The sequence below is a fragment of the Sphingopyxis granuli genome (assembly GCF_001559015.1).
GTDB classification, from domain to species: Bacteria; Pseudomonadota; Alphaproteobacteria; order Sphingomonadales; family Sphingomonadaceae; genus Sphingopyxis; species Sphingopyxis granuli.
This window is the reverse complement of the sequence record NZ_CP012199.1, coordinates 2072451-2098813: the sequence shown is the minus strand read 5'-3', so window position 1 is coordinate 2098813 and position 26363 is coordinate 2072451. Positions and strand designations below refer to the sequence as shown.

The 26363-nt window shown below is 67.9% G+C and carries 30 protein-coding genes; 13 read left to right on the top strand and 17 right to left on the bottom strand.

The features are described from left to right. Positions 1-14: 14 nt before the first annotated feature. On the top strand, positions 15-1361 hold the full coding sequence (gene trmFO, locus SGRAN_RS09720; protein WP_067183061.1) for a methylenetetrahydrofolate--tRNA-(uracil(54)-C(5))-methyltransferase (FADH(2)-oxidizing) TrmFO: 1347 nt from the start codon (positions 15-17) through the stop codon (positions 1359-1361). Between the two features lie 348 nt (positions 1362-1709). Here trmFO and SGRAN_RS09715 read toward each other — a convergent pair whose 3' ends face one another. Further along, positions 1710-2171: an EF-hand domain-containing protein gene (locus SGRAN_RS09715; RefSeq protein WP_067187012.1), complete on the bottom strand. Its 462-nt coding sequence runs from the start codon at positions 2169-2171 to the stop codon at positions 1710-1712. 112 nt (positions 2172-2283) lie between these two features. Here SGRAN_RS09715 and SGRAN_RS09710 point away from each other — a divergent pair, with 112 nt between their 5' ends. Continuing rightward, the gene (locus tag SGRAN_RS09710; protein ID WP_067183058.1) at positions 2284-3189 is read left to right on the top strand and encodes a hydrogen peroxide-inducible genes activator; all 906 of its coding nucleotides are present in this window, start codon (positions 2284-2286) and stop codon (positions 3187-3189) included. Between the two features lie 17 nt (positions 3190-3206). Here SGRAN_RS09710 and pgsA read toward each other — a convergent pair whose 3' ends face one another. Next, a complete protein-coding gene (gene pgsA / locus SGRAN_RS09705; protein WP_067183055.1) occupies positions 3207-3782 on the bottom strand; it encodes a CDP-diacylglycerol--glycerol-3-phosphate 3-phosphatidyltransferase in 576 nt (191 codons plus the stop codon). Between the two features lie 147 nt (positions 3783-3929). Here pgsA and SGRAN_RS09700 point away from each other — a divergent pair, with 147 nt between their 5' ends. Beyond that, on the top strand, positions 3930-5201 hold the full coding sequence (locus tag SGRAN_RS09700; RefSeq protein WP_067183053.1) for an MFS transporter: 1272 nt from the start codon (positions 3930-3932) through the stop codon (positions 5199-5201). On the opposite strand, the gene SGRAN_RS09695 is transcribed toward SGRAN_RS09700, so the two are convergent. The 4 genes from SGRAN_RS09695 to SGRAN_RS09680 form a co-directional block, all read right to left on the bottom strand. Further along, positions 5198-5434: a hypothetical protein gene (locus SGRAN_RS09695; protein WP_067183050.1), complete on the bottom strand. Its 237-nt coding sequence runs from the start codon at positions 5432-5434 to the stop codon at positions 5198-5200. The genes SGRAN_RS09700 and SGRAN_RS09695 overlap by 4 nt on opposite strands. A gap of 86 nt (positions 5435-5520) precedes the next feature. Next, complete coding sequence (locus SGRAN_RS09690; protein WP_067183047.1) at positions 5521-6237, bottom strand: ribonuclease T2 family protein; 717 nt, start codon at positions 6235-6237, stop codon at positions 5521-5523. Beyond that, a complete protein-coding gene (gene nadC / locus SGRAN_RS09685; protein ID WP_067183044.1) occupies positions 6224-7072 on the bottom strand; it encodes a carboxylating nicotinate-nucleotide diphosphorylase in 849 nt (282 codons plus the stop codon). Before nadC ends, SGRAN_RS09690 begins: the two co-directional genes overlap by 14 nt. Before the next feature lie 96 nt (positions 7073-7168). After that, a complete protein-coding gene (locus tag SGRAN_RS09680) occupies positions 7169-7618 on the bottom strand; it encodes a peptidylprolyl isomerase (RefSeq protein WP_067183041.1) in 450 nt (149 codons plus the stop codon). Positions 7619-7798: 180 nt separating this feature from the next. On the opposite strand from SGRAN_RS09680, the gene mgtE reads away from it, so the two are divergent. Further along, a complete protein-coding gene (gene mgtE, locus SGRAN_RS09675; RefSeq protein WP_067183039.1) occupies positions 7799-9262 on the top strand; it encodes a magnesium transporter in 1464 nt (487 codons plus the stop codon). Positions 9263-9506: 244 nt separating this feature from the next. Next, positions 9507-9638 (top strand): entericidin A/B family lipoprotein, encoded by a 132-nt coding sequence (locus SGRAN_RS09670; protein ID WP_067106494.1) that lies wholly within the window; start codon positions 9507-9509, stop codon positions 9636-9638. Between the two features lie 19 nt (positions 9639-9657). On the opposite strand, the gene tatC is transcribed toward SGRAN_RS09670, so the two are convergent. From tatC to SGRAN_RS09625, 9 genes are all read right to left on the bottom strand, one after another. Beyond that, positions 9658-10467, bottom strand: a complete 810-nt coding sequence (tatC, locus tag SGRAN_RS09665) for a twin-arginine translocase subunit TatC (RefSeq protein ID WP_067183036.1) — start codon at positions 10465-10467, stop codon at positions 9658-9660. Then, complete coding sequence (gene tatB, locus SGRAN_RS09660) at positions 10464-10904, bottom strand: Sec-independent protein translocase protein TatB (RefSeq protein WP_067183033.1); 441 nt, start codon at positions 10902-10904, stop codon at positions 10464-10466. Before tatB ends, tatC begins: the two co-directional genes overlap by 4 nt. Positions 10905-10942: 38 nt before the next feature. Continuing rightward, positions 10943-11170, bottom strand: a complete 228-nt coding sequence (locus SGRAN_RS09655) for a twin-arginine translocase TatA/TatE family subunit (protein WP_067106498.1) — start codon at positions 11168-11170, stop codon at positions 10943-10945. A 25-nt stretch (positions 11171-11195) separates the two neighbouring features. Next, positions 11196-11789, bottom strand: coding sequence for an SMC-Scp complex subunit ScpB (scpB, locus tag SGRAN_RS09650; protein ID WP_067183031.1), 594 nt, complete (start codon positions 11787-11789; stop codon positions 11196-11198). After that, positions 11786-12559, bottom strand: a complete 774-nt coding sequence (locus SGRAN_RS09645; protein ID WP_067106537.1) for a segregation and condensation protein A — start codon at positions 12557-12559, stop codon at positions 11786-11788. Before SGRAN_RS09645 ends, scpB begins: the two co-directional genes overlap by 4 nt. Before the next feature lie 7 nt (positions 12560-12566). After that, entirely contained in the window at positions 12567-13574 is a 1008-nt protein-coding gene (nagZ, locus tag SGRAN_RS09640; protein ID WP_067183027.1) for a beta-N-acetylhexosaminidase, read from the bottom strand. Between the two features lie 108 nt (positions 13575-13682). Beyond that, the gene (locus tag SGRAN_RS09635) at positions 13683-14459 is read right to left on the bottom strand and encodes an SPOR domain-containing protein (protein WP_067183025.1); all 777 of its coding nucleotides are present in this window, start codon (positions 14457-14459) and stop codon (positions 13683-13685) included. After that, on the bottom strand, positions 14459-16186 hold the full coding sequence (gene argS, locus SGRAN_RS09630) for an arginine--tRNA ligase (protein WP_067183022.1): 1728 nt from the start codon (positions 16184-16186) through the stop codon (positions 14459-14461). Before argS ends, SGRAN_RS09635 begins: the two co-directional genes overlap by 1 nt. Before the next feature lie 150 nt (positions 16187-16336). Next, complete coding sequence (locus SGRAN_RS09625) at positions 16337-16942, bottom strand: hypothetical protein (protein WP_237234017.1); 606 nt, start codon at positions 16940-16942, stop codon at positions 16337-16339. Between the two features lie 483 nt (positions 16943-17425). Between SGRAN_RS09625 and ispH the strand changes: the two genes are divergently transcribed. The 3 genes from ispH to rnhA are packed head-to-tail and all read left to right on the top strand — an operon-like array spanning position 17426 to position 19819. After that, complete coding sequence (gene ispH / locus SGRAN_RS09620; RefSeq protein WP_067183018.1) at positions 17426-18397, top strand: 4-hydroxy-3-methylbut-2-enyl diphosphate reductase; 972 nt, start codon at positions 17426-17428, stop codon at positions 18395-18397. A gap of 13 nt (positions 18398-18410) precedes the next feature. Next, positions 18411-19370: a homoserine kinase gene (gene thrB, locus SGRAN_RS09615; protein ID WP_067183015.1), complete on the top strand. Its 960-nt coding sequence runs from the start codon at positions 18411-18413 to the stop codon at positions 19368-19370. Beyond that, complete coding sequence (rnhA, locus tag SGRAN_RS09610) at positions 19367-19819, top strand: ribonuclease HI (protein WP_067183013.1); 453 nt, start codon at positions 19367-19369, stop codon at positions 19817-19819. Before thrB ends, rnhA begins: the two co-directional genes overlap by 4 nt. A 31-nt stretch (positions 19820-19850) precedes the next feature. Here the strand turns inward: rnhA and SGRAN_RS21700 are convergent, their stop codons facing one another. Continuing rightward, the gene (locus SGRAN_RS21700; RefSeq protein ID WP_076074922.1) at positions 19851-20027 is read right to left on the bottom strand and encodes a YegP family protein; all 177 of its coding nucleotides are present in this window, start codon (positions 20025-20027) and stop codon (positions 19851-19853) included. An 88-nt stretch (positions 20028-20115) separates the two neighbouring features. After that, a complete protein-coding gene (locus tag SGRAN_RS09605) occupies positions 20116-21246 on the bottom strand; it encodes an NAD(P)/FAD-dependent oxidoreductase (RefSeq protein ID WP_067187011.1) in 1131 nt (376 codons plus the stop codon). Positions 21247-21355: 109 nt separating this feature from the next. Between SGRAN_RS09605 and SGRAN_RS09600 the strand changes: the two genes are divergently transcribed. The 5 genes from SGRAN_RS09600 to SGRAN_RS09580 are packed head-to-tail and all read left to right on the top strand — an operon-like array spanning position 21356 to position 26361. After that, positions 21356-21844 (top strand): A24 family peptidase, encoded by a 489-nt coding sequence (locus SGRAN_RS09600; RefSeq protein WP_067109112.1) that lies wholly within the window; start codon positions 21356-21358, stop codon positions 21842-21844. Between the two features lie 48 nt (positions 21845-21892). Next, a complete protein-coding gene (gene cpaB / locus SGRAN_RS09595; RefSeq protein WP_067183010.1) occupies positions 21893-22933 on the top strand; it encodes a Flp pilus assembly protein CpaB in 1041 nt (346 codons plus the stop codon). A gap of 1 nt (position 22934) precedes the next feature. Further along, positions 22935-24404, top strand: a complete 1470-nt coding sequence (locus SGRAN_RS09590) for a type II and III secretion system protein family protein (RefSeq protein ID WP_067183007.1) — start codon at positions 22935-22937, stop codon at positions 24402-24404. 26 nt (positions 24405-24430) lie between these two features. After that, the gene (locus tag SGRAN_RS09585; RefSeq protein WP_067183005.1) at positions 24431-25075 is read left to right on the top strand and encodes a CpaD family pilus assembly protein; all 645 of its coding nucleotides are present in this window, start codon (positions 24431-24433) and stop codon (positions 25073-25075) included. Beyond that, positions 25072-26361, top strand: a complete 1290-nt coding sequence (locus SGRAN_RS09580; RefSeq protein ID WP_067109100.1) for an AAA family ATPase — start codon at positions 25072-25074, stop codon at positions 26359-26361. Before SGRAN_RS09585 ends, SGRAN_RS09580 begins: the two co-directional genes overlap by 4 nt. Positions 26362-26363 lie beyond the last annotated feature (2 nt).

Genomic DNA, 26363 nt, shown 5'->3' with positions numbered 1-26363 from the left:
TCAACGGATAGAATATGGCGACCCACGACATTCACATCATCGGCGGCGGTCTCGCGGGCTCAGAAGCCGCCTGGCAGATCGCCGAGGCGGGGTTCCGCGTCCGCCTATCCGAAATGCGCGGGGGCGGCGACACGACGCCCGCACACCAGGGCGACGCGCTCGCGGAGATGGTCTGCTCGAACAGTTTCCGCAGCGACGACGGCGACAGCAACGCCGTCGGCCTGCTGCACCGCGAGATGCGCGCGCTCGGCTCGCTCATCATGCGCGAGGCAGATGCGACGAAAGTTCCTGCGGGCTCGGCGCTCGCGGTCGACCGCGACCTGTTTTCGGGCGGCGTCACCCGCGCACTCGCCGAACATCCCAATATCACCGTCGTGCGCGAACGCATCGACGCGCTGCCCGCCGAGGGCCTGACGATCGTCGCCACCGGCCCGCTCACCGCCGCAGGTCTCGCAGAAAGCATCGGGGCGGCGACAGGTAGGGATTCGCTCGCCTTCTTCGACGCGATCGCGCCGATCGTCTATCGCGACAGCATCGACATGGATGTCGCGTGGATGGCGAGCCGCTGGGACAAGGTCGGGCCGATCGGCGACGGCAAGGACTATATCAACTGCCCGATGGACCGGGACCAATATTATGCCTTCGTCCAGGGTCTGATCGACGGCGAAAAGACCGAGTTCAAGGATTGGGAGACCGACACCCCCTATTTCGAAGGCTGCATGCCGATCGAGGTGATGGCGGAACGCGGCCCCGACACGCTGCGCTTCGGCCCGATGAAGGGAGTCGGGCTCGACAATCCGCGCACCGGGCGCTGGCCCTATGCGGTCGTCCAGCTTCGCCAGGACAATGCGCTCGGCACGCTGTGGAACATGGTCGGCTTTCAGACCAAGCTCAAGCATGGCGCGCAGGTCGAACTGTTCCGTACCATCCCCGGGCTCGAAAAGGCCGAGTTCGCGCGGCTCGGCGGGCTGCACCGCAACAGTTTCATCCGCTCGCCCGAACTGCTCGACCCGCAGCTTCGCCTCAAGTCGGCGCCGCATATCCGGTTTGCGGGACAGATCACCGGCTGCGAAGGCTATGTCGAAAGCGCGGCGATCGGCCTGATCGCCGCACGTTTCGCCGCCGCCGAACTGGCGGGCCGCCACCTGCCCCCGCCACCACCCGAAACCGCGCTCGGCGCACTGCTCGGCCATATCACCGGCGGCGCCGATGCCGCGAGCTATCAGCCGATGAACGTCAATTTCGGCCTCTTCCCGCCGCTCGCCGACGAGGTGCGCAAGAAGGACCGCAAACTCGGCTATACGCAGCGCGCGGGGCAGGCGCTGGCCGGATGGATGAAGTTGGCAGGCGTGGTCGCCTAGGGATCGTTGCGGCGGTTTCGGGGTGGGGAACTGACGTTTGAGACATGCCCCGGCTTCCCCTCCCGCAGGCGGGAGGGGCAGCGAGACTTATGAACTTGTTCGTTAGTCGCAGCGGGGTGGGCCTTTGCACCGTCGCTGCCCACCCCCGACCCCTCCCGCTTGCGGGAGGGGAGAAGAAACGTCCGCTTCCGGTCGCAACCAGACATCTCCTATTCTTCGTCATTCCGGACTTGATCCGGAATCCATTCTCTCAGCGCTGCGCGAATGGACCCCGGATCAAGTCCGGGGTGACGATCCTGCTGGCGTCGCTTATCGGTCGAAACCAGACACTCAACCTCATCCCGCCGCTCAGCAACTGCACTTGGGCTTGGCCGCCGGTTTCGGCGCCGTCGTCGCGAACTCGGCGCGGGTCAGATCGCCCGACTTGTCGGCATCGGCTTTGGCGAAACGGTCGCTCGTCGCCGCCGCCCATTCCTCGAAGGTCAGCAGATTATCGCCATTCTTGTCGAGCTTGCGGAAAGCGGCGGTGCGCGTCGCCATCATCTCGATCCGGCTGATCCGTTCGTTGCGGTCGCGATCGTAGCGATTGAAGCGCCGCTCCTCGCGCGACTCCGCCTTCGCGGCGGGCAATGCCGGCGGCGCCGGGCCGCGCTTCGGTGCTCCCGCGCCCGCAACGGGAATGGCCGGCAAGGCCGGCGGGGGCGCCGGCAGCACCTCTTCCTCGGCGATCTGGCTATACCCCTTCCACACGAACAGTCCGCCGGTCAGCAACAGCGCACTCGCCACGCCGCCGATCAGAAATCTGGACATCGCCATGGCCTCCCTCCTCCCCCCGCGCCTGCTAACATGGTGCAGCAGGAGGCGGCAAATATAGATCGGGCGGATTGTTCAAAATCGACTGCATCATTGCTATATCCGATCAATGCAGAACTACCGCCCGTCCCTGAAGCAGATGCAATATCTGGTCGCGCTTCACCAGCATGGGCATTTCGGCCGCGCCGCCGACGCCTGCAACGTCACCCAGTCGACACTGTCGGCGGGCGTTCGCGAATTGGAGACGCTGCTCGGCCAGACGCTCGTCGAACGGACGCGCCGCGTTGTCCGCTTCACCTCGCTCGGCGACCGCATCGTCGACAAGGCGCACCGCGTGCTGCGCGAGGCCGAGGAACTGGCCGACATGGCGGCCGCCGCCGCCGCGCCGCTGGTCGGCGAGCTTCGCATGAGCGTCATCCCGACGATCGCGCCCTTCCTGCTGCCGGGCCTGCTGCCCCGGTTGCGCAAGGAACGCCCGGCCCTCAAACTCTTCCTGCGTGAGGAGCCGAGCGCGCAGGCCTGCGAGTCGCTGCATCACGGACAGGTCGATTGCGTGCTGCTGGCGCTGCCCTACGCCTGCGGCGACGTCGAAAGCGAGGCGCTGTTCGACGACGCGCTGTTCGTCGCCTTTCCCGGCGACCAGGCCGAGGACCTGCCCGCGGTCGTCACCGCCGATCAACTCGACCCCGCGCAGATGCTGATGCTCGAGGACGGGCATTGCCTGAAGGATCATGCGCTTGCCGCGTGCAACCGGCCCGAACTGCGCGCCGGCGCGCGGATGATGGGCACCTCGCTCCACACGCTGGTGCAGATGGTCGACAACGGCCTCGGCATCACCATGCTGCCGCAGATGGCGATCGAGGCGGGTATCCTAGACCATACCGGGATCGACACCCGCCCGCTCGCGTCGGATCACGACTGGCGCACGATCGCACTCGTCTGGCGCAAGGGTAGCCCGCGCGCCGACGAATTCCACATGCTCGCCGACATTTTCCGCAAGCACCGCGCGAACTGATCGCCGCGCAGCTTTGGTCAATCCATGTGCTTGAGGCCGACGCGCAGATAATCCCAGCCAGTGACCAGCGTCAGCACCGCGGCGCCCCATAGCGAGGCGAGCCCGACCGTTTTGATCCACGCCATCGCGGGCAGCGCGCCCGCGAGGATCAGCGCACCGAAAGCGATCAGCTGAAAGGCCGTCTTCCATTTGGCGAGCCGCGTCACCGGCATCGACACCTGCAGGGTCGCGAGGAATTCGCGCAGTCCCGACACGATGATCTCGCGCAGCAGGATGACCAGCGCCGCGATGACGTGCCACCCTTGTATGTCGCGCGTGAAGACGAGCAGCAGAATCACCGCCGCGATCATGATCTTGTCGGCGATCGGATCGAGGAAGATGCCGAGCCGCGACACGGTGCCGCGCGCCCGCGCCACATAACCGTCAAAATAATCGGTGATGCCCATCAGGCAGTAGAGGCCGAAGGCGAAGGCATAGTCGATCGGCAGCGGCTGATGGCGCGTGCCCTCGTGCGCGCCGGGCCACAGCAGGAACAAGAGGATCGGCACCGCCAGGATCCGCGATAATGTCAGAAGGTTCGGAAGGCTGAGCATGGTTCCTGATTCCCGCCCGCAAAGCGCGACTGTTCCAAAATGGGCTTTGACCCCATGTGCCCTAGCCGATAAGCCCCCCGAGCGACAACCGAATTGCCCGCAGCGGCAGCGTCCGTCGCGCGTTCGAATAACAAGAGTGGGCTTCGCATGACCGGTTCCCTTGCGCTGATGAAGCAACGCCGGTTCCTGCCCCTGTTCGCCACCCAGTTCCTGAACGCCTTCAACGACAATTTCTACAAGATGGCGATGGTGATCCTCGTCACCTTCACCATCTACAAGGATCCGGAGACCGAGGCGTGGTTCAACGCGCTGGCGGGCGGGCTATTCATCCTGCCCTTCTTCCTCTTTTCGGCGCTCGCCGGCCAGCTTGCCGACAGCACCGACAAGACCCGGATGATCCGCATCATCAAGAGCGCGGAAATCCTGATCATGGTCATCGGCGCGTGCGGCATCTGGCTGCACAATGTCCCGCTGATGCTGCTCGCGCTCTTCTCGATGGGGATGCACTCGACCTTCTTCGGGCCGATCAAATATGCGATCCTGCCCCAGCATCTGGAGGCGGACGAGGTGCTGGCGGGCACCGGCTGGGTCGAGGCGGGCACCTATATCGCGATCCTCGGCGGCACCATCGTCGGCGGGCTGACGCCGCCGCACATCGCCATTCCCGGCATCGTCGCGGTCGCGCTGATCGGCCGCATCACCGCCAGTTTCGTGCCGTCGGCCCCGCCCGAGGCCGAAGCGCGCGGGCTGATCATCGACCATAATGTCCTGCGGTCGTCGTGGCAGATCGTCAGTTCGACGATGCATATCCCGCGGCTGTTCCTCGCCATCGTGTCGATCAGCTTCTTCTGGGCTATCGGCGCGATCCTCGCCGCGCAGTTCCCGCCGCTGGTCAAGAATGCACTCGCGGCCGACAAGACCGTCGCGACGATGTTCACCGCCATCTTCTCGGTCGGGGTCGCGACCGGCTCGATCGTCGTCAACCGCCTGCTCAAGGGGCGCGTATCGGCCCGTTATTCGCCGGGGTCGGTAATCGTGATGGGGCTGTTCGTGCTCGACCTCTGGTGGTCGGTGAAGGGCTGGCCGCATCGCGACGGCAGCCTGATGGACTGGCGCGAGTTCCTGTCGCTGTCGGCGGGCGACCGCATCATTTTCGACCTGTTGGGCATCGCGATCGCGGGCGGGATGTTCGTCGTGCCGCTCTACGCCTTCCTGACCACGACGGTCGCCAAGTCGCAAACCGCGAGGACGATCGCCGCAAACAACATCGTAAACTCCGGCTTCATGGTCGCCGCGACGCTGCTGCTAAGCGTACTGATCGGGATCGGCCTCACCATCGACGACACGTTGCTGATGGTCGCGGCTATGTGCCTCGTCTCCGCCTTCCTTGCCTGGCGGCTCCACAAGGCCTGCGACTAAAGCAGGAACATCATCGTCGCAGTGAAGAAGATCGCGAAGCTTTCGAGGAACAGCCGCAGGTCGCTTCCGCCATCAAACATCGAGTGCGGCCGGCGCCGCGCGGCCAGCGCGGCGCGCAATTCGCCCTGCCAGTCGCTCGGCGCAGCCAGTCGTGCGATCGCTACCTGGCGCATGCCGTGCGCGCGCACGCGGCCGCGGATGTCGATGCGTTCGTCGTGGTCGAGTCGATCCATGCTGCGACGCTAGGGAATCCCTAACGGCCGAGTAAGGTTAAAAGAGCGTTAACGCGCACCCTGTCCCGCGACGGGACGCCGCCGCCTCAACGCGGTGGGCGGATTCGTACCGAGCGGCGATCGCCGGCGCCTGCTTGAAACGGCTTGCATCGCTGCGGGCGCATGCGCGGCCCAAGGCACAGGCGCACCTCGTCGAGCCAGCCGTCGCGATCGACCGCCACCGCGACCATCGGCGCGGTAATGCCCTTGTTGGCGGTGGCGAAGGATTGGCGGATGGTTTGCGCGGTTTGTGGCGTTGCGGCGAGCGCCGCCATGTCGGGAAAGCGCACCGCGCCGAACAATATCTCGGCGGCGCGGAAATAGGCGGCGGGGTGCGGGCTCATGCAGGTGCCGTGCTTCGCCCATTCGTGCTGGAGGAGCTGCGCGGACGGCGTCATGCACAGATGGCGGCGCAGCACCGGCGCGGGCACGACCTTCGCCGGACGGCACCATTGCGGATAGGCGGGTCCGTCGGCTTCGGGCCACAGGCCGTGCAGCACCCAGCCGAAGCGGCCGCCCTCGCCCGAACATTGGAAGCGGTCGCGCGCGCCCTTCGGATTGCGGACGCGCGCGCAATGCTGCGGCGACCAGCTCATGGCAAGCAGATAGCCGCCGATCTTCGGCGTGCGCACCGGCTCGCCGCGCGGCGGCTTTTCCACGCGCGGAACGGGGATGCGGTCGGGAAGCGTGCAGGCGGGCGCCCAGGCCTGGGCGACGGCAGGGAACAGCGCCAGGGCGAGCGCGACGGCGCTAGGCCAGCGCAAAGTCGAGCCCGATATCGGCGGCGGGCGCCGACTGGGTCAGCCGGCCGACCGACACATAGGTGACGCCGGTCGCGCCGATCGCGCCGATGGTGTCGAGCGTCACGCCGCCCGACGCTTCGGTCGGGACACGCCCCCCGACGATGGCGACGGCCTCGCGAAGCTGGTCGGGGGCCATGTTGTCGAGCAGCAGATGCGTCGCGCCGGCTTCGAGCGCGGGGGCGACCTGATCGACGCGGTCGACCTCGACGATGATGGTCGCGATTCCGGCCGCGACGGCACGGCGCACCGCTTCCTCGACCGACCCGGCGACCGCGACATGATTGTCCTTGATCATCGCGGCGTCCCACAATCCCATGCGGTGATTGGTCGCGCCGCCCATGCGCGTCGCATATTTTTCGAGGATGCGCAGGCCGGGAATCGTCTTGCGCGTATCGAGCAGCACCGCGCCCGTCCCGGCGAGCGCATCGACATAATGGCGCGTCATCGTCGCGATTCCCGACAGATGCTGGACGCTGTTCAGCGCCGAACGCTCCGCGGTGAGCATCGCGCGCGCATTGCCCGACAGGCGCATGAGCGGCGTCCCCGGCACCACCTGCGCGCCCTCCTCCACCAGTATCTCGATCGTCATCGCCGGATCGAGCGCGCGGAAGAAGCGTTCGGCGATCGGCAGGCCGGCGACGGCGATCGCGTCGCGGCTGTTCATCACGCCGTCGAAACGCGCGTCGGCGGGGATCACCGCCTGCGAGGTGATATCGCCGCCGCTGCCGAGATCCTCGGCAAGCGTGGCGCGGACGAAGGCGTCGAGGTCGAAGCCGGGGAGCGTGAAATCGGTCATGGCCCCCGCGATAGAGGCTGGGCGGGGCAAATCAACTCGATGTTTGATTTATCGGACGCGGCCCCCTCCCGCAGGCGGGAGGGAGCGGACGCCGATTCAGGCCACCGTCGCCTTGACGATCTTGCCCGGCTCGCGCGGCGGTTCGCCCTTGGGCAGGGCGTCGACATTCTCCATGCCCTCGATCACCTCGCCCCAGACGGTGTACTGGTTGTCGAGGAAACGGGCGTCCTCGAAACAGATGAAGAACTGGCTGTTCGCGCTGTTCGGATTCTGCGCGCGCGCCATCGAGCAGACGCCGCGCACGTGCGGTTCGGCGTTGAATTCGGCCGGCAGGTCGGGAAGCGGGCTGCCGCCCATGCCGGTGCCGGTCGGATCGCCGCCCTGCGCCATGAAACCGGGGATCACGCGGTGAAAGACGACGTCGTCGTAGAAGCCGTCCTTCGCCAGCGTCGTGATGCGCTCGACATGCTGGGGGGCGAGGTCGGGGCGCAGGCGGATGACGACATCGCCGGTCGACAGCGACAGGGTAAGGGTCTGTTCGGACATAGGGAGGCTCCTGTGAGTGGTTTGCCAGCGCCATAGCGGGCACCGGCCGCGATGCCACGCATTAATTGCGGTCCGGACCCGCCGCAGCGCGTGCACGGCGTTGCCATCGCCCGGTTCGCGGACTAGGGGGAGGATCGGCCCGCCGGCGACGAGCGCCCGCAAGCAACAGGGAGGACCGCGATGGACAAACGCGAAGAATCCCTGCCCCCCCATGACGCCCCGACCGCGACCATCGACGACCGCGGGCATGATCGCGATCCCGCGCCGCGCGAAGCCGAGACCGAGCTCGACGAGGACGACCGGCTGAAGCCCGAATTCGTTCGCGACGTCATCGACCTGGTCGAGGCGGGCGAGGACGAGGCAGCGCGCGAGCGCATCGGTCGCCTGCACCCCGCCGACATCGCCGACCTGTTCGAGCTGGTATCGGACGAGGACCGGCCGTCGCTCGCCCGCGTCCTCGGCGACATGCTGTCCCCCGACGTGCTCGCCGAGATGAACGAGCATGTGCGCGAGGGGCTGATCGACCTGCTCGCGCCCGAACAGGTCGCCGAGATCGCGTCCGAACTCGACACCGACGATGCGGTCGCGATCATCGAGGATCTGGAGGAAGAGGAACAGCAGGCGGTCCTCGACGCGATGGAGCCCGAAGACCGGGCCGCGATCGAAGAGGCGCTATCCTATCCCGAGGAGAGCGCCGGGCGCCTGATGCAGCGCGAGTTCGTCGCGGTGGCCGAGCATGTCACCGTCGGCGACGTCATCGACCGGCTGCGCGAGGATCGCGAACTGCCGACCGATTTCTGGGAAATCTTCGTCGTCGACCCGATGCATCGCCCGGTCGGCACCTGTCAGCTCAGCTGGATCATGCGCACCCCGCGCGACATCGCGATCGGCGACGTGATGAAGCGCGAGCAGACGCTGATCCCGGTCGACATGGATCAGGAAGAAGTCGCGCTGCGCTTCCAGAAATATGCGCTGATTTCGGCCGCAGTCGTCGACCGCGCGGGCCGCCTGGTCGGCGTGATCACCGTCGACGACGTCGTCCACATCATCCAGGAAGAAGCGGGCGAGGACATATTGCGGCTGTCGGGCGCCGGCGACGGCGACATCAACGAGCCGATCCGCGAAACCTACAGCGCGCGCGTGCGCTGGCTGATCGCCAATCTGGGCACCGCGCTCGTCGCATCGAGCATCGTCGGGATGTTCGGCGGCGCGATCGAACATATGGTCGCGCTCGCGGCGCTGATGCCGATCGTCGCCGGGGTCGGCGGCAATGCCGGCACGCAGACGCTGGCCGTCACCGTCCGCGCGCTGGCGATGAACCAGCTCACCGATTCGAACAGCTGGCGCGCGGTGTTCCGCGAAATCAAGATCGCGCTGCTCAACGGCGGGACGATCGCGCTGATCGCCGGGACCGCCACGGCATTATGGTTCGCCAATCCGGGGCTCGGCGGGGTGATCGCCGCGGCGATGATCGTCAACATCTTCGTCGCCGGGGTCGCCGGGGTCGCGATCCCGCTGCTGCTCGACCGGCTCGATCAGGACCCGGCGGTCGCCAGTTCGATCTTCGTCACCATGACCACCGATTCGATGGGGTTTCTGGCATTCCTGGGGCTCGCGGTGGCAAGCGGGCTCACCACGCTCTGACATCGACATCGGGACTCCACGCGGCGAAACCACGCGACGAAACCACGCGATTCAGGGATTTCCGGAAAAATTTTCATCCCCGACACTTTTTTCGGGAACCCCCGGCTCCTTCACGGGTTTCCCTTTCGAGCAGCGGTCAACGCCCCCCCGCAGCGCTGCTCAGCAACATTGGCCCGGCCCGCATTCCCTCCCCCCCCTCGAAGCGTGCCGGGCCATTTTGCACCAAGACCCGTAGAGGTGGAAAATGACGACGCGTAACCGTGCTATCCTTCTTGCCCTGCTTGCCAGCTTTCTGGTCGCTGCCTGCAATACGGTGAAAGGGGTCGGCCGCGACATCGAGTCGGTCGGCCAGGCCGGCAGCGACGCCATCCACTGATCGGCGGGAAGCTTACCCCCTATGCCTCTTCGAGAGGTTCGACAGGCGCCGTTTCGGCGCCTGTCTTGCGTCGGCGCTGGGTGAACCAGATCGCGAACAGCGACAGCTCGTAGAGAAAGACCAGCGGCACCGCGAGCAGCAGCTGGCTCAATATGTCGGGCGGCGTGAAGACCGCCGCGACCGCGAACGCCGCGACGATCATGTAGCGGCGCGCCGAGACGAGTTGCTCGCGCGTCACCAGCCCCGACCGTTCGAGCAGCATCAGCAGGATCGGCAGCAGGAAAGCGATGCCGAACGCCATGATGAACTGCATGATGAAGCTGAGGTAATTGCCGACCGATGGCAGCGCCTCCTGCGTCACGCCGCCGATCTCTCCCTGATAGCCGAGCAGGAATTTGAGCGCGATCGGCACGGTGATGAAATAGGCGAAGCAGGCGCCGACCGCGAACAGCACCGGGGTCGCGAACAGAAAGGGCAGCAGCGCGCGCTTTTCCTTGCGGTAGAGGCCGGGCGCGACGAATTTCCAGAGCTGGTTGGCGATCACCGGGAAGGCGATCATCATCGCCGCGAACAGCGCAACCTTGATCTCGACGAAGAAGGCCTCGAAAAGCTGGGTATAGATCAGCTTGCCCTGCCCCGCCGCGACGAGCGGATGGACGAGGACCCCGAAGATCGGGCGCGCGAAATAAAGGCAGACCCCGAAAGCGAGCCCGATCGCCACCAGGGATTTGAGCAGGCGCGAACGCAATTCGATCAGATGGTCGAGCAGCGGCATCTTGCCGCCGGCACCATCCTCATCATCGGCGGTCACGGGGGTCTCGACGGTCATGGCAGCGGTCCGCCCGGCGGCGGCACTTCGTGCGTTTCGCGCGGCGTTTCGGGCTTTGTGGTTGCCGCGGCGTGATCGGGATTTTCGGGAGCGGAGCTATCGGGTCCGGGGCTATCGGGCCCGGCGCCCGCGTCGTCGCGCTTCGCCTCCGGAGGCAGCGTCGTCGCCGGCAGCATCGTCGGCGCGTCGACGCCGTCGATATTCGGAAATTCGCGCATGATCGCTTCATTCTGCGCGCGCCACTGCTTTTCGAGTTCCTCGAGCTCGGCCTCGCGCATCATCGTGTCGAGCCCGGCGCGAAAATGGCGCGCCATGCCGCGCGCCTTGCCGACCCACTTGCCGACGAAGCGCATCGCCTTGGGCAGGTCCTTCGGGCCGATGACGACCAAGGCCACCACCACGACGAGCAGCAACTCGGTCGGTGCAACGTCAAACATGGCTCAACCCAATCCCGCGCCGGTCGTAACGGCCGGGGTCAGCGGTTTTCGGTTTCGGCTGTCGGGGTCGGCGTCGCGTCGGGCGACCGCTGTCCGTCGATCTGCCGCGGCGCGGGGCGCGCCTCGTCGTCGTCGGCCATGCCCTTCTTGAAGCTCTTTATGCCCTTGGCAACATCGCCCATCATGTCGGAAAAACGGCCCTTGCCGAACAGCAGCAGGACGAGAATCCCGACCACCAGCCAGTGCCAGATGCTGAAGCTACCCATCTATCGTCTCCTTGAGGTGCCTCATCTAGGCATCTTCGCCGTCTTTGACTAGGTCCAGCTCGTCCATCGCCGCTTCGAAAGCAAGGTCGACGGGGTCGAGCAGGCCCGCGGCACGCAAATCCTCGATCCCCGGCAGGTCCTTCCGGCTCGCCAGCCCGAAATGCTGGAGGAAGGCGTCGGTGGTCCTGTAGATCAGCGGCCGGCCGGGCACTTCGCGCCGCCCCGCCGGGGCGATCCATTCGGCCTCCATCAGCACGTCGAGCGTGCCTTTCGACGTCTGGACGCCGCGGATCGCCTCGATCTCCGCGCGGCTGACCGGCTCGTGATAGGCGACGATCGCGAGGACCTCGGCTGCGGCGCGCGACAGCTTGCGCGGGTCGTCGCGTTCGCGGCGGAGCAGGTGGGCGAGGTCGGCCGGGGTCTGAAAATGCCAGTGGCCACCGCGTTCGACCAGTTCGATGCCGCTGCCGGCGTGACGCTCCGCGATCGCCGCGATGATCGCGCGCACCGCGCCGGGCGTCATCTCGCCGCCGAGGCGCGCCGCGACCTGCCGCGCGTCGAGCGCCTCGTCGCTGGCGAACAGCATCGCCTCTATCGCGCGTTCGAGGTCGTCGATCATGCGCCTGCTGCCTTCAGATAGAGCGGTTCGAACGCGCCGTCCTGCCGCAAATCGATGCGCCCCTGCCGCGCCAGTTCGAGTGCGGCGAGGAAGCTTGACGCGATCGCCGAGCGGCGCAGGGGTCCGTCATAATCGGCCGGCAGGAAATCGGACAGCTCGGCCCAGTCGAGCCGGACGCCGATCATGCGTTCGAGATGCTGGAGCGCCGCGTCGAGCGTCACCACCGGCCGGCGCGCGACCATGTGCACGACCGGCTCGGTCCGCAGCTTCACCTGGCCGTAGGCGGCGAGCAGGTCGTAGAGGCTGGCGTCCCAGCGCCGCTTGCGGACGTCGTGCAGCCCCTCCGGATGCGGGCGCAGAAAAACGTCGCGGCCGACGCGGTCGCGCGCGAGCAGCCGCGCCGCCGCTTCGCGCATCGCCGCGAGCCGCTGGAGCCGCAATTGCAGGCGCAGCGCCAGTTCGTCGGGCGACGGGTCCTCCGCCGGATCCTTCGGCAGCAGCAGCGCCGACTTGAGGTAGGCGAGCCATGCCGCCATCACCAGATAATCGGCCGCGACCTCCAGCTTCAGCGCCCGCATCTCCGCGATGAAGGCGAGATATTGCTCGACCAGCGCGAGGATCGAGATCTGCCGCAGATCGACCTTCTGGCTGCGCGCCAGCGTCAGCAGCAGGTCGAGCGGCCCTTCCCAGCTGTCGAGCGAAAGCTGGAGCGCATCCTCGCGCTCCGTTGCCGCCGGCACGACGTCATAGGCGAGCGGCAGTTCGTCCACCAGCGCCTCAGGCCACCGCGAGCAGCGCGTCGCGCTGGTCGACGAGCAGGTCGAACGCGCGCGGGTCGTGCGCGCCGGCGATGCGGTCCATCGCGCCTTCGAGCCGCGCGAGCGACGCCGGGCCCATCGGATCGAGCGCGTGCGCGATGCCGATCATGTCGTCCATCTTCGCCCAGCAGTTGAGCGCGATGTCGCACCCCGCCGCGATCGCCGCCGCCGCGCGCTGCGGCACGCCGCCCGACAAGGCCTTCATGTCGAGGTCGTCGGTCATCAGCAGGCCGTGGAAACCGATCCGCTGCCGGATCACATGGTCGATGACGAAAGGCGACAGCGTCGCGGGCCGATCGGCGTCCCAGGCGTCGAAGACGACGTGGCAGGTCATCGCCATCGCGGCATCGCGCAGCGCGGCGAAGGGCGCGAGATCGGTCTGGAGGTCGTGATCGGACGCGGTGACGACCGAAAGCGCCTCGTGCGAATCGAACCGGGCGCGGCCGTGGCCGGGGATATGCTTGACGACGCCGAGCACGCCGCCCGCCTGCAATCCACCGAGGATCGCGCGGCCGAGCGCGGCGACGCGCATCGGCTCGCTGCCCAGCGCCCGGTCGCCGATGACGTCGCTCGCCCCCGGCTGGCGCACGTCGAGCAGCGGCAGGCAGTCGACCGTGATGCCGACCTCCGCCAGCATCACCGCGAGCGCCATCGCGTTGAGCCGCGCCGCCTCGATCGCGCTCGCCGGCGCGCGTTCGTACAGCGCGTCGAAGGCCGCGCCGCTGGGGAAATCGGGCCATTCGGGCGCCTTCATGCGCGCGACGCGCCCGCCCTCCTGATCGATCAGGATCGGCAGCGGGTCGCGGCCGTCGAGGCTGCGCAGATCGTCGGTGAGGCGCCGCAGCTGGTCGCGATTCGCGATATTGCGGCCGAACAGGATGTAGCCCGCGGGCTGGCTGTCGCGGAAGAAGGCGCGCTCGTCTTCGGTCAGGGTCAGGCCCGACAGGCCGAAAATAGCGGGTATCATCGTGCGTCAACCTCCATCGGTCGGCGCCCCCTCATGCGGCAACCAAGTCGGACATCATGCCATAGCCGCGCCGCCGAACCAATGCCGCGTGCGGCGGGGCGGGTCGATTCAGCGGACGATGACGCAATTTTCGCCGGCAACGCGCAATTTTCCGCACAGGCCGGCCGCATTGGCCGCCGTTCCCGCCGAAACGCGCAGGCGATAGACGGTGCTGTCGCCGACCTTCGCCGGGGAGACCGAGCGGTTGAGCTCCGCGAGATAGGCGAAACGCTTCGACAGGTTCGTCCACGCCTTGGTCGCCGCCGCCTCGCTGCTGAAGGCGCCGAGCTGGACCATCGTCGTGCCGCCGGGCGCGGGCGCCTCTTTCGCCGTGTCGTCGGCGGTCTTGACCGACATGGCGGCGGGCTTCGGCTTGCCCTTGTCGGCGGCCGCGATGCGCGCCGCCTCCGCCTTCGCGGCCGTCGCCTTGTCGGCGCTGGTCTTTGCAGCGGCCGCCCTGGCCGCCGCTTCGCGCTCGGCCGGCGTCACCGCGGGTTCTTCGGGCATGCGGCTGGGATCGACGCGGCCCGCGGGTTCGGCGCCCTCGCTCGCGGCGAAGCTGGCGTCGCCTTCGCCCTCGAACGTCCGGGCGGCATCGTTGCTCGGCACGACCTTGTAATCGCCTTCCTGCGCGGCGATCAGTTCGCCCTTGCCGCGCGCACCGCCGTTCTGGATCCACCACAGGCCGCCGAGCACGGCGCCGATCAGCAGCAGCCCGCCGAGTACCATGACGAGCAGGCGCACCGGCGACACCTCGCCGTCATCCTCGAAATCCTCCGCAGCCTCCAGCCAGGGCAGGCGATCCTCGCCCTCCAGACCCAGCCCAGCGTCCGTCTCTTCGGCCATCACAGCATCTCCTCGAGCGCCTCGACCCCCATCAGGTGCAGCCCGTTGCGGATAACCTGCCCGATTCCGTCGGCCAAATAAAGCCGCGTCGCGGTCAGTTCGGCGTCCTGCGTCAATATGATACGCGCCTCGGGCCGGTCGTTGCCCATGTTCCACCACGCGTGGAAGGCGGCGGCGACCTCTCCCAGATAAAAGGCGATGCGGTGGGGCTCGCGCGCCGCCGCGGCCGATTCGACGATGCGCGGGAACTGCGCGAGCAGCTTGACGAGACCGAGTTCATGATCGTCGAGCCGCGCCGGGTTCGGCGCCGCGGGGGCGATCCCCGCCTCCGCGAGCTTGCGCTTGAGCGAGGCGATCCGCGCATGCGCATATTGGACATAGAAGACCGGATTGTCGCGCGACGCCTCGACCACCTTGGCGAAATCGAAATCCATCTGTGCATCGGCCTTGCGGGTCAGCATGGTGAAGCGCACCGCGTCCTTGCCGACCTCGTCGACGATGTCGGCGAGCGTCACGAAATTGCCCGCGCGCTTCGACATCTTGAACGGCTCGCCATTCTTGAGCAGGCGGACCATCTGGACGAGCTTGACGTCGAAGCGCGTCTTGCCGCCGGTCAGCGCGGCGACCGCGGCCTTGATGCGCTTGACCGTGCCGGCATGGTCGGCGCCCCAGATGTCGATCAGCTCGTCGGCATTCTGCGCCTTCTGGTAATGATAGGCGAGGTCGGCGCCGAAATAGGTCCAGCTTCCGTCCGATTTCCGGATCGGCCGGTCCTGATCGTCGCCAAAACGCGTCGAGCGGAACAGCGGCAGCTCGACCGGCTCCCAATCATCGGGCGTCTCGCCCTTCGGCGCTTCGAGCAGGCCGTCGTAGACGAGATCGTGCTCGCGCAGCCACGCCTCGGCGGCGGCGGGCTTGCCCGCGGCCTGCAATTCAGCCTCCGACGCGAACAGGTCGTGATGGATTCCCAGCTTGGCGAGGTCGGCGCGGATCATGTCCATCATCGCCGCCACCGCGACCTTGCGGAACGGCACCAGCCATTCGCTTTCGGGCGCCGTCACGAAGCGGTCGCCATATTCGGCGGCGAGGCTTTCGCCGACCGGCTTCAGATAGTCGCCCGGATAGAGCCCTTCGGGGATCGCCCCGATCGCCTCGCCAAGCGCCTCGCGGTAGCGCAGGTGCGCCGAGCGCGCGAGCACGTCGACCTGCGCGCCGGCGTCGTTGACATAATATTCGCGCGTGACCCGATGCCCGACATATTCGAGCAGCGCGGCGAGCGCGTCGCCGACGACCGCACCGCGGCAATGGCCGACGTGCATCGGGCCGGTGGGATTCGCCGAGACATATTCGACGTTGACCCGGCGCCCCGCGCCGACCGCCGACCGCCCGTAATCTTCGCGCTGCGCGTGGACCAGCGCCAGTTCGGCGCGCCAGCTTTCGTCGGCGAGGCGCAGGTTGATGAAGCCGGGACCGGCGACGCTCGCCTCTACCACCTCGTCCAGCGCGCCCAGTTGCTGCACGAGTTGTTCGGCGAGCGCGCGCGGGTTGGTGCCGGCCGGCTTGGCGAGCACCATCGCCGCGTTGGTCGCGACGTCGCCGTGCGACGGATCGCGCGGCGGTTCGACGCTGATCGCGCCGCGGTCGAGCCCGGCGGGCAGCGCGCCCTGCGCGACGAGCGCATCGAGCGCGGCGTTGATATGGTCGGAAAAGCGGCTGAACAGGGTCACGGCATCGGGCCTATCTTGGGTCGAACGGAATGGAGCGCGCCCTACCGCAGCTTGGCGGGCACGAAAAGCCCCGCGTCGCCCGGGCCGGCGTGCTGGCGCGGGCGGGGGCGCGGGAGGCTGGCGAACGGCGCCGCGGCGGCGGCGCGCGCCCTATCGTCGGACGTTGTATTCGAGCTGGTCCTGCGTGAGCTGGAAGCCGACGAGCAGTTCGAAGCTCGAACGCTGGACGGCGGCGCGCACCTCGGGCTGGCTGAGCGGGTCGATCGCGGCGTCCTGATCGCCCGCCTTGCGCTTGCGGGTGATGCGTTCCTGAATGTCGGCGGGCAGGGTCGCGGCGGCCCGGTCGACATAGGCCGACGCCTGGCCGTGCCCGACCGCGCGCGTCTGACCGGCGGGGAAGGTCACGCTGACCTGGCCCAGCCGCTTGGCGACGATCGCGGTGCCGCCCTGCACGACGGTCGCGAAATAGGGCAGCGTCACCGTGCGTTCCGCCCCCGCGTCGCGGCGCGTCGCGACGACGTCGAACGACGCGAGCTGGAACACCTTCTCGCCGCCCTCGTTGCACTGCGGCGCGAGGTTGGTGATCGAGGCGACGACGTCGATCGCGCTGGCGTCGCGGCTGGTCGCCGGGTCGAACAGGGTGATGTCGCCGGTATGGAGCGGCACCGCCACCGCCGGACATGTCGAGCGCGTCGCGGTGATGCCGACGCCGGCCGACACGTCGATCTCGTTGTCGCCGGCGCAGCCAGCCACCATCGTCAAGGCCGCCGCCCCGCAGAGCATCGTCATTGTCTTACGGAGCGAAGGCGAAATGGGGGTCATGATGATCGAGCTTTCCAAACGGGTGCGGCGGGACGGACAATCTCGCGCCCTAGAGCACTGAACGATTAGATTGAATCGTTCAGTGCTCTAAGGCGTGTGGGGACTCGTCTTGCAACTGTCCTTTATCGTGTGTCCCCGCGAAGGCGGGGACCCATCTGCGGCGGTTTCGAGATGGAACCGGCCGAAGATGGACCCCCGCCTTCGCGGGGGAACACGGCTTTATACAATATCGCGGCGATAGACTCCGAATCCCCACAAGCCTTAGTTTCTTCATTGTTTTCCGCATTCTCCGAGTCGTCAGGTGATTCCACCTGATTGGAGAATGCTCCTATGCGCGCCGCTTCTTATCGGTGCGATGAACGCGGCGCAACGGGGAGCTTTACCGCATGGCGCCTGCTGCGCTAGAGCGCGCGCACCATGAACGCCCTTTCCCCCCTGACGCCGGGCCGTGCCGAACTGACCGTTCTGGTCGCCGCTCCGCACGGTTTCTGCGCCGGCGTCGACCGCGCGATCCGCATCGTCGAACTGGCGATCGAACGCTATGGCGCGCCCGTCTATGTCCGGCACGAGATCGTCCACAACCGCTATGTCGTCGACGCGCTGAAGGCGAAGGGCGCCATCTTCGTCGAATCGCTGAGCCAGGTTCCCGACGGCGTGCCGGTGGTGTTCAGTGCCCACGGCGTTCCCAAGGCGGTGCCCGCGAAGGCCGAGGCGCGCGGGCTCGACTATATCGACGCCACCTGTCCGCTGGTGTCCAAGGTCCACCGTCAGGCCGAGCGCGCGAGCGAGGCGGGGCGCCACATCATCTTCATCGGCCACGCCGGCCATCCCGAGGTGATCGGCACGCTGGGGCAGCTTCCCGAAGGCGCGATGACGCTGGTGGAATCGGTCGACGACGTCGCGACGCTGACGCCGCCCGATCCCGACAAGCTGGCCTTCCTGACCCAGACGACGCTGTCGGTCGACGACACCGCCAGCGTCGTCGCCGCGCTGCGCCACCGTTTTCCGTCGATCCAGGGCCCGCGCGGCGAGGATATCTGCTATGCGACGTCGAACCGGCAGGACGCGGTGAAGGCGATCGCGCCGCGTTGCGACCGGGTGATCGTGATCGGCGCCCCGAACAGTTCGAACAGCCTGCGGCTCGTCGAGGTCGCCGAACGGCTCGGCACCCCGGCGCACCTGATCCAGCGCGGGGTGGACATCGACCCCGCGTGGCTGGCCGACATCGCCACGCTGGGGATCACCGCCGGCGCCAGCGCGCCCGAAACGTTGGTCCGCGAAGTCATCGACGCCGTAGCCGCCCACCGTCCGATCGCCGAGCAGACGATCGTGTCGGCGGAGGAGAATATGGTGTTCAAGCTGCCCCGCGGGCTCGAACCGGCGGCATAAGGATCAAAGCCCGATGGCCGTTTACACGCACGTCGACCCCGACGACCTCGCCGCGCTGGTCGCCCGCTACGCCATCGGCACCGTCGTGTCGTGCAAGGGCATCGCCGAGGGGGTCGAGAACAGCAATTTCCTGCTCGAGACGACCGACGGCCGTTTCATCCTGACCCTCTATGAAAAGCGGGTGCAGGCGGGCGACCTGCCCTTCTTCGTCGACCTGCTCGGCCATCTCGCCGATCACGGCTGCCCGGTTCCGGCGATGATCCGCGACCGCGACGGCGAGGCGATCCAGCGGATTTCGGGCCGCGCCGCGTGCATCATCCAGTTCCTGCCCGGCATCTCGCCGAGCCATCCGATGCCGAGCCAGTGCGAGGCGGTCGGCGCGGCGCTCGGCGCGATGCACCGCGCGGCCGCCAGCTTCCCCGGCGGGCGCGAGAACAGCATGGGCCATCGCCACTGGCGCGCCATCGCCGAGGCGACCGGCGACCTCGACGCGGTGATTTCGGGTTTGCAGGATCTCGTAGACGCCGAACTCGCTTTCCTCGATGCCCACTGGCCGGGCGATCTGCCCGCGCATGTGATTCATGCCGACCTGTTTCCCGACAATGTGCTGATGCTGGGCGACCGGGTGACGGGGTTGATCGACTTCTATTTCGCGGCGAGCGATTTCCGCGCCTATGACCTCGCGGTCACGCATGCCTCTTGGACATTCTCCGACGACGGCCGCCATTGCGACCCGGCGCGCGCGCAGGCGCTGATGCGCGGCTATGCCCGCGAGATCGCGCTGACCGACGCCGAGGTCGCGGCGCTGCCGCTGCTCGCGCGCGGCGCGGCGCTGCGCTTCCTGCTGACCCGCGCGCACGACTGGGTCCATACCCCCGCCGACGCGCTGGTCACCCGCAAGGACCCGGCCCCGCTCCTCGCCCGCCTGCGCCGCTATCAGGCGCATGACGCCGCGGCGCTGTTCGCGGTATGAACGACACGCGGACGGTCGTCATCGCCACCGACGGCGCGTGCAAGGGCAATCCCGGACCCGGCGGCTGGGGCGCGGTGCTGCGCTGGGGCGATGCGGTGAAGACGCTGGCGGGCGGCGAACCCGATACGACGAACAACCGCATGGAGCTGATGGCCGCGATCGAGGCGCTCGCCGCGCTCAGGCGAAGCTGCGACATCGAGCTGTCGACCGACAGCGTCTATGTCCGCGACGGCATCACCAAATGGGTGCACGGCTGGCAGAAGAACGGCTGGAAGACCGCCGCGAAGAAGCCCGTCGCCAATGCCGACCTGTGGCAAAGGCTGCTGAGCGAGGCGAAACGCCATCGCATCGAATGGCTGTGGGTCAAGGGCCACGCCGGGCACGGCGACAACGAACTGGCCGACCGGCTGGCGAGCGACGCGGCGCTGGAGGTCGCGCGGGCGCGCTGAACGCCCGCGCGCGCGCGCCTGTCCGGCGTCCCTATTCGGCCTCGCGGACTTCGGCGCCCGGGCCGTTCTTCAGGATCGACTCGATCGCATTCTTGGCCGAGGCCTTGCTGGTATAGCCTTCGGTCCAGAAGATCGGCTCGCTGTTATATTTGAAATAGGCGACGAACTCGCCCTTCTTGTTCTTCTTGATCTCGAAATAATGCGCCATCGGGTCCTCCGCGTTTCGGGGTGCCGCCGGTTCGCGGCGGCCAGGCCATGGTAAGCCGCCCGTTTCGCGTTGCAAGCGCGCGTTGCGGTCAGGCGAAGCGCGCGGGCGAAAAGGCGGCGGGGTCGATCGCGCCGATCGCGCCACCCGGCATCGGCGCGCCGAGTCCGGCGGCGAGCAGGGCGCTGATCGCGGGCGCGGTCTGGATGCCGAAACCGCCCTGCCCCGCGCACCAGACGAAACCGGACACATGCGGGTCGGCCCCGAAGACCGGCAGGCGATCGGGCGCGAAGCTGCGCAGGCCGGCCCATTTGCGCTCGACCGCCGCGACCGGCCAGTCGACCACCGTCTGCAATCGCGCGATCGCGAGCGCGACGTCGATGTCCTCGGGCGCGGCATCGCCGGGGGGGGACGGCGTTTCGTCGTGCGGGCTCAGCCAGATGCGTCCCTCGCCCGCGCCCTTGAAATAGAAATCACCGCCGACATGGACGATCAGCGGCAGCGCGGCCGGAACCGGCGCGCCCAGCCGGACCTGCGCCATGGTGCGACGATAGGGCCGGATGCCCATCGGCGCCGCGCCGCAGGCGGCCGCGACGCGGTCCGCCCACGCCCCGGCGGCATTGACGATCACCGCGGCGCGCACGGTCCCCCGCCCGGTCTCGACCGTCCAGCCGTCGGCTTCGCGGCGCGCGGCGATCAGCGGCGCGCGCGTCGCCAGCATCGCCGCGCCGCGCCGCGCCGCGCGCAGGCACGCCGCATGCAGCGCCGCGACGTCGATGTCGCGGCACGAGGGTTCGGACGCGGCCGCGGTCCACCCGGCGCGCAGGCCCGGCACCCGCGTCGCGAGTTCGGCGGCCGCCAGCGGCGCGACGTCGACGCCGCGCGCGGCGAAGGTGGCGATGAACGCGTCCACCATCGGCGCCTCTTCGGTGCGGCCGACGATCAGCGAGGAGCGCGGCAACAGGAACGGCCGGTCCGAAAAAGCCGGGTCGGGATGCGCGAGCGCCTCGAACGAGGCGGCGGTGAGCGGCTGGACGCCCGGCCCGCCGTAGCTTTGCTGCCAGAAGGCCGCCGACCGCCCCGTCGCATGATAGCCGGGCGCGTCCTCCGCTTCGATCATCAGCACCCGGCGATGGGGCGCGAGCGCCGCCGCCAGCCCGCTTCCCGCCATGCCTGCCCCGACGATGAGAACATCGGTTGCGGAAGGGAAAGCAGCGGCCATGCAGCCGCGCATATCGGCTGGACGCCGGAATGCAAGCGGCGCGCCCAATGAACCGCAGCTCTGCACATGGTTACGCTTTGGTAAGCCATCATGCTTAAGGGATAGAGCCATGGACCGCAGCTCGATCGCTTTTGGCCTGATGGCATTGCTCGCCGCGCTGATGATCGCCGCCGCGGTCAGCGACCTGCGGTCGCGGTCGATCTCGAACGGGCTGAACGGCACGATCGCGCTGCTCGCCATTCCCTTCTGGATCGCGAGCGGTCTGTCGCTGTGGCCCGACATTCCGATCCAGTTCGGCGCCGCCTTCGCGGTATTCCTGCTGTTCGCCGGGCTGTTCGCCATCGGCGCGATGGGCGGCGGCGACGTCAAGATGATCGGCGCGGTGATGCTGTGGATTCCGTTGCCGCTGTTCGTTCCCATGCTGACCGTCATGGCACTGGGCGGCGGCCTGCTATCCGCGATCATGCTCGTTCACATCAAGCTGCGTCCGTCGGGCAAGCCGGTCGAGGTCCCCTATGGGGTCGCGATCGCGGCGGCCGGACTTTGGGCGCTTCACCAACACTATCTTAACCAGTTTCAGTTTATCGGATCGGCCTGAGGGTAGGCACAGCCGTTTCTGGTGGGTGCAGGAGGGCGAAAAATCGTCATGGATACGCGAAAGATTATGCTGATCGTCGGCGCGCTGGTCATTGCGGTCAGTGCGGCGTTCGGAGTCAATCTGATGATGCGCGGGTCTTCGACCCCGCCCGCCCGCGCGGCGGCGGCGCCGGAAATTTCCGGCCCGATGATCCTGGTCGCAACGCGGCAACTGCCGGTGGGCACGATCATCGGCCCCGACAGCTTCCGGTTTCAGCCGTGGCCGACCGAGCTGGTCGAGAAGGCCTATTTCCTGAAGGACAAGACCGACGTCAACACGCTGGTCGGCACCGTGGTGCGTTATCCGATCACCGCGGGCCAGCCGCTGACGCAGGGCGCGCTCGTCCACCCCGACGACCGCGGCTTCCTGGCCGCGGCGCTCGGCCCGGGCATGCGCGCCGTCACGGTGAAGGTGTCGCAGGAACAGGGCGTCGCGGGCTTCGTCTTCCCGGGCGACCGCGTCGACGTGCTGCTGTCGCAGGAGATTTCGGTCAAGGAAGGCAGCGCCTATCCCGACGACCAGCTTTTCACCGCAGAGACGATCGTGCGCAACGTGCGCGTCCTGGCGACCGACCAGCGCTACGATGCCGAGGACGAGACGGGCAAGACGCCGGTCCGCACCTTCGGCTCGGTGACGCTCGAGGCGACGCCCGAGATCGCCGAGAAGATCGCCGTCGCCCAGAACATGGGCCGGCTGTCGCTGGCGCTGCGTCCGCTGGCCGAAAGCACCGGCGACCTCGAATCGGCGATCGCGTCGGGCGAGATCGACGTGCCGGCCAAGGGCGGCACCGTCGCCGAACGCAAGATGCTGGCCGAAGCCGCCGCGCGTCCCACCGCCAGCCGCTCGTCGGCCACCACCGGCGGCGACGTCTCGCGCTTCTGGGTGCCGGTCCGGGGCCGCGTCGCGGCGCCGCGCCAGCCGCAGCAGCAGTCGATGGCGGACGCGCCGGCAGCGGCATACGGGGGCGCGGCTCAGGCCGCGCCGCGGGGCCCGGTCGTCCGCGTGACGCGCGGCGACAAGACCACCGAAGTTCCGGTTGGGGGTAAGTAAGATGAACAGCAAAGCCAATTTCAAGGCAGCGGCGCTCGCCCGCACCCTGGCCGTCGGCCTGGTCGCGGCAACCCTGGCCGCCGCCCCGTCGCAGCCCGCAACCGCGCAGGCGACGCAGAATGCCAGCAGCAGCATCGACCTGTCGGTCGGCCGCGGGCGCCTGATCAACCTGCCCGCCCCGATGGCCGACGTCTTCGTCGCCGACGACAAGGTCGCCGACGTGCAGGTGCGGTCGAACCGCCAGCTCTACATATTCGGCAAGGCGCCGGGCGAGACGAGCATCTATGCGACCGACGCCGGCGGCCGCGTCGTCTATTCGACGGTCGCGCGGGTCGGCAACAATATCGAGACGATCGACCAGATGCTGACGCTGGCGATGCCCGACGCGAAGATCGCGGCGAACACGATGAACGGCTTCGTCCTGCTGACCGGCACCGTCCAGTCGCCCGACGACGCGGCCGAGGCCGAACGGCTGGTGCAGGCGTTCGTCGGCGAACAGACCAAGGTGCTGTCGCGCCTGCGCACGGCGACGCCGCTGCAGGTCAATCTGCAGGTGCGGATCGCCGAAGTGAACCGCTCGCTGGTCAAGGAGATGAGCGGCAACCTGCTGACGCGGGACATGACGGGCGGCTTCCTGGGCGGCGTGTTCAGGGGGCGCAAGGCCGGCACGATCACCACCAATCCCGACGGATCGACCACCTATACGGTCGAGACGCCCACCGGAATCAACAGCCTGGCGGCCGCCGGGCGGCTGTTCGGCGTCGACCTGATCGCTTCGCTCGACCTCGGCGAACGCTCGGGGATGGTCGCCACGCTTGCCCAGCCCAATCTGACCGCGATTTCCGGCGAGACCGCCGACTTCCTGGCGGGCGGCGAATATCCGGTTCCGATCCCCGGCAACTTCGCCGGAACGACGATCGAATATCGCAAATATGGCGTCAGCCTCGCCTACACGCCGACCGTGCTGTCGAACGGCCGGATCAGCCTGCGCGTGCGGCCGGAAGTATCCGAACTGACGACCGACGGCGCGATCGAACTCGACGGGTTCCAGGTTCCGGCGCTCACCGTGCGTCGTGCCGAAACGACCGTCGAACTGGGCTCGGGCGAAAGCTTCATGATCGCGGGACTGATGAACAATCGTTCGGTCGGCGCGATCGACAAGGTTCCCGGCCTCGGCGACGTGCCGATCCTGGGCAGCCTGTTCAAGTCGGACAGCTTCCGCCGCGGCGAAACCGAGCTGGTGATCGTCGTGACCCCCTATCTGGTGAACCCGGTTTCGGCGAACGAGATCAAGCTGCCGACCGACGCCTTCCGCGTCTCCGACGACGCGTCGCGGCTGCTGCTCGGCAAATCGAGCGACGGCGTCACCGGCGGCGATCGTCCCAAGCCGCAGCTCGACGGCGCGCCCGGCGACGCCACCCGTCCGCGCGGCAGCGGCGACGTTTCGCCCGGTTTCAGCCTCAGCAAGTAAGGCGCTGGTTTTCAGGAGCTAAAGTGATGAAGAAGATCGCAACTCTGACCGCCCTGGGACTGGCGACCGCGCTGGCCGGATGCACCGGCTCGGCCTACAGCAACCGCAGCCTCGAATCGGTCCACCAGCCGCTGGTGCGCAACGCCACCTATCATTTCGACGTCGCGGCAGCGAACGGCGATCTGCCGCCCAGCGAGCAGGGTCGCCTCGAAGGCTGGCTCGACGCGATGGGCGCGCGTTATGGCGACCGCATCGCGGTCGAGGATTCCTCGACCTATGGCGCCGCGGCGGCGCAGGCCACGGTGCGCTCGATCGTCGAGAAGCGCGGGCTGCTGCTGAGCCGCGAGGCCCCGGTGACCGAAGGATCGGTCGCGCCCGGCCATCTGCGCGTCGTGATCACGCGGGCGAGCGCGCATGTTCCGGGCTGTCCCGACTGGGCGAGCAACTATTCGATCAACCCGACCAACGCGACCTCGTCCAACTATGGCTGCGCGACCAACAGCAACCTCGCCGCGATGGTCGCCGACCCGAACGACCTGATCAAGGGCGCGTCGAACGACCGCAGCGACCCTGCCGCCGCGACCAAGGCGATCAAGACCTATCGCGAGAAGCCGCAGACCGGCGCGGGCGAACTGCGCGGTCAGTCGACCAGCAACGGAGGTGCCAAGTGAACGCTCCCTTCAAAGCCGCTGGGCTGCGCGACCCGTTCAATGCCTTCGTCTGCGACGACGATACGCTGGAGCTGATCCGCGTCGCCGCGGGCGACATGGGCTGGCCGATCGAGAAGTGCAACAAGGGCGGCCTGCGCAACGCGGTGCAGTCGCTGTCGGTGTCGGCAAGCCCGAACATCCTGTTCGTCGACATGTCCGAATCGGGCGATCCGATCAACGACATCAATGCGCTCGCCGAAGTGTGCGAGCCGGGAACGGTGGTGATCGCCGCCGGGCAGGTCAACGACGTCCGCCTGTATCGCGACCTGCTGTCGAGCGGCATCCAGGACTATCTGCTGAAGCCGCTGTCGCTCGATCAGGTCCGCGAATCGCTGGCGATGGCGCAGGCGATGCTGACCGCGCCCAAGCACGGCGACGTGCACGACGACAAGCCGCACCACATGACGGCGGTGGTCGGGGTGCGCGGCGGCGTCGGCGCGTCGCTGGTATCCACCTCGCTTGCCTGGGTGATGAGCGAGCAGGCCGGCCGCCAGACCGCGCTGCTCGACCTCGACGTCCATTTCGGCACCGGCGCGCTGACGCTCGACCTCGAGCCGGGGCGCGGCCTGATCGACGCGATCGACAATCCGAGCCGCATCGACGGCCTGTTCATCGAGCGCGCGATGGTGCGCGCGTCGGACAAGCTGAGCCTGCTGTCGGCCGAGGCGCCGATCCACCAGCCGGTGATGACCGACGGGTCGGCCTTCTTCCAGCTCGAGGAGGAATTGCGCGGCGCCTTCGAGATGACGATCGTCGACATCCCGCGGCACGTGCTGATCCCCTTCCCGCACCTGGTGTCGGAAGCCGGGACGATCCTGCTGGTCAGCGACGTCACGCTCGCCTCGGCGCGCGACACGATCCGCCTGCTGTCCTGGTTCAAGCAGAACATCCCCGCGGCGCGGGTGATCCTGGTCGCGAACAAGTTCCAGAGCGCGATCGGCGAATTGTCGCGCAAGGAATTCGAATCGTCGATCGAGCGGTCGATCGACATCGTCATCCCCTTCGATCCGAAGCTGGTCAGCCAGGCGGCGAAGCTCGGCAAATCCTATGCGGAAATCTGCAAGGGTACCAAGGGCGCGCAGGCGTGGACCAATCTGATGCGCCTGATCCTCGACGGCGCCGACGGCGACGGCGAGGAGGTCGCGGCGCCGGCCGCAAAGGGCGGCGCGAAGGATGCGGCCAGCGGATCGCTGCTCGGCAAGCTGGGCGGCATCGGCAATCTGATGGCGAAAAAGGGCGCGAAATAAGG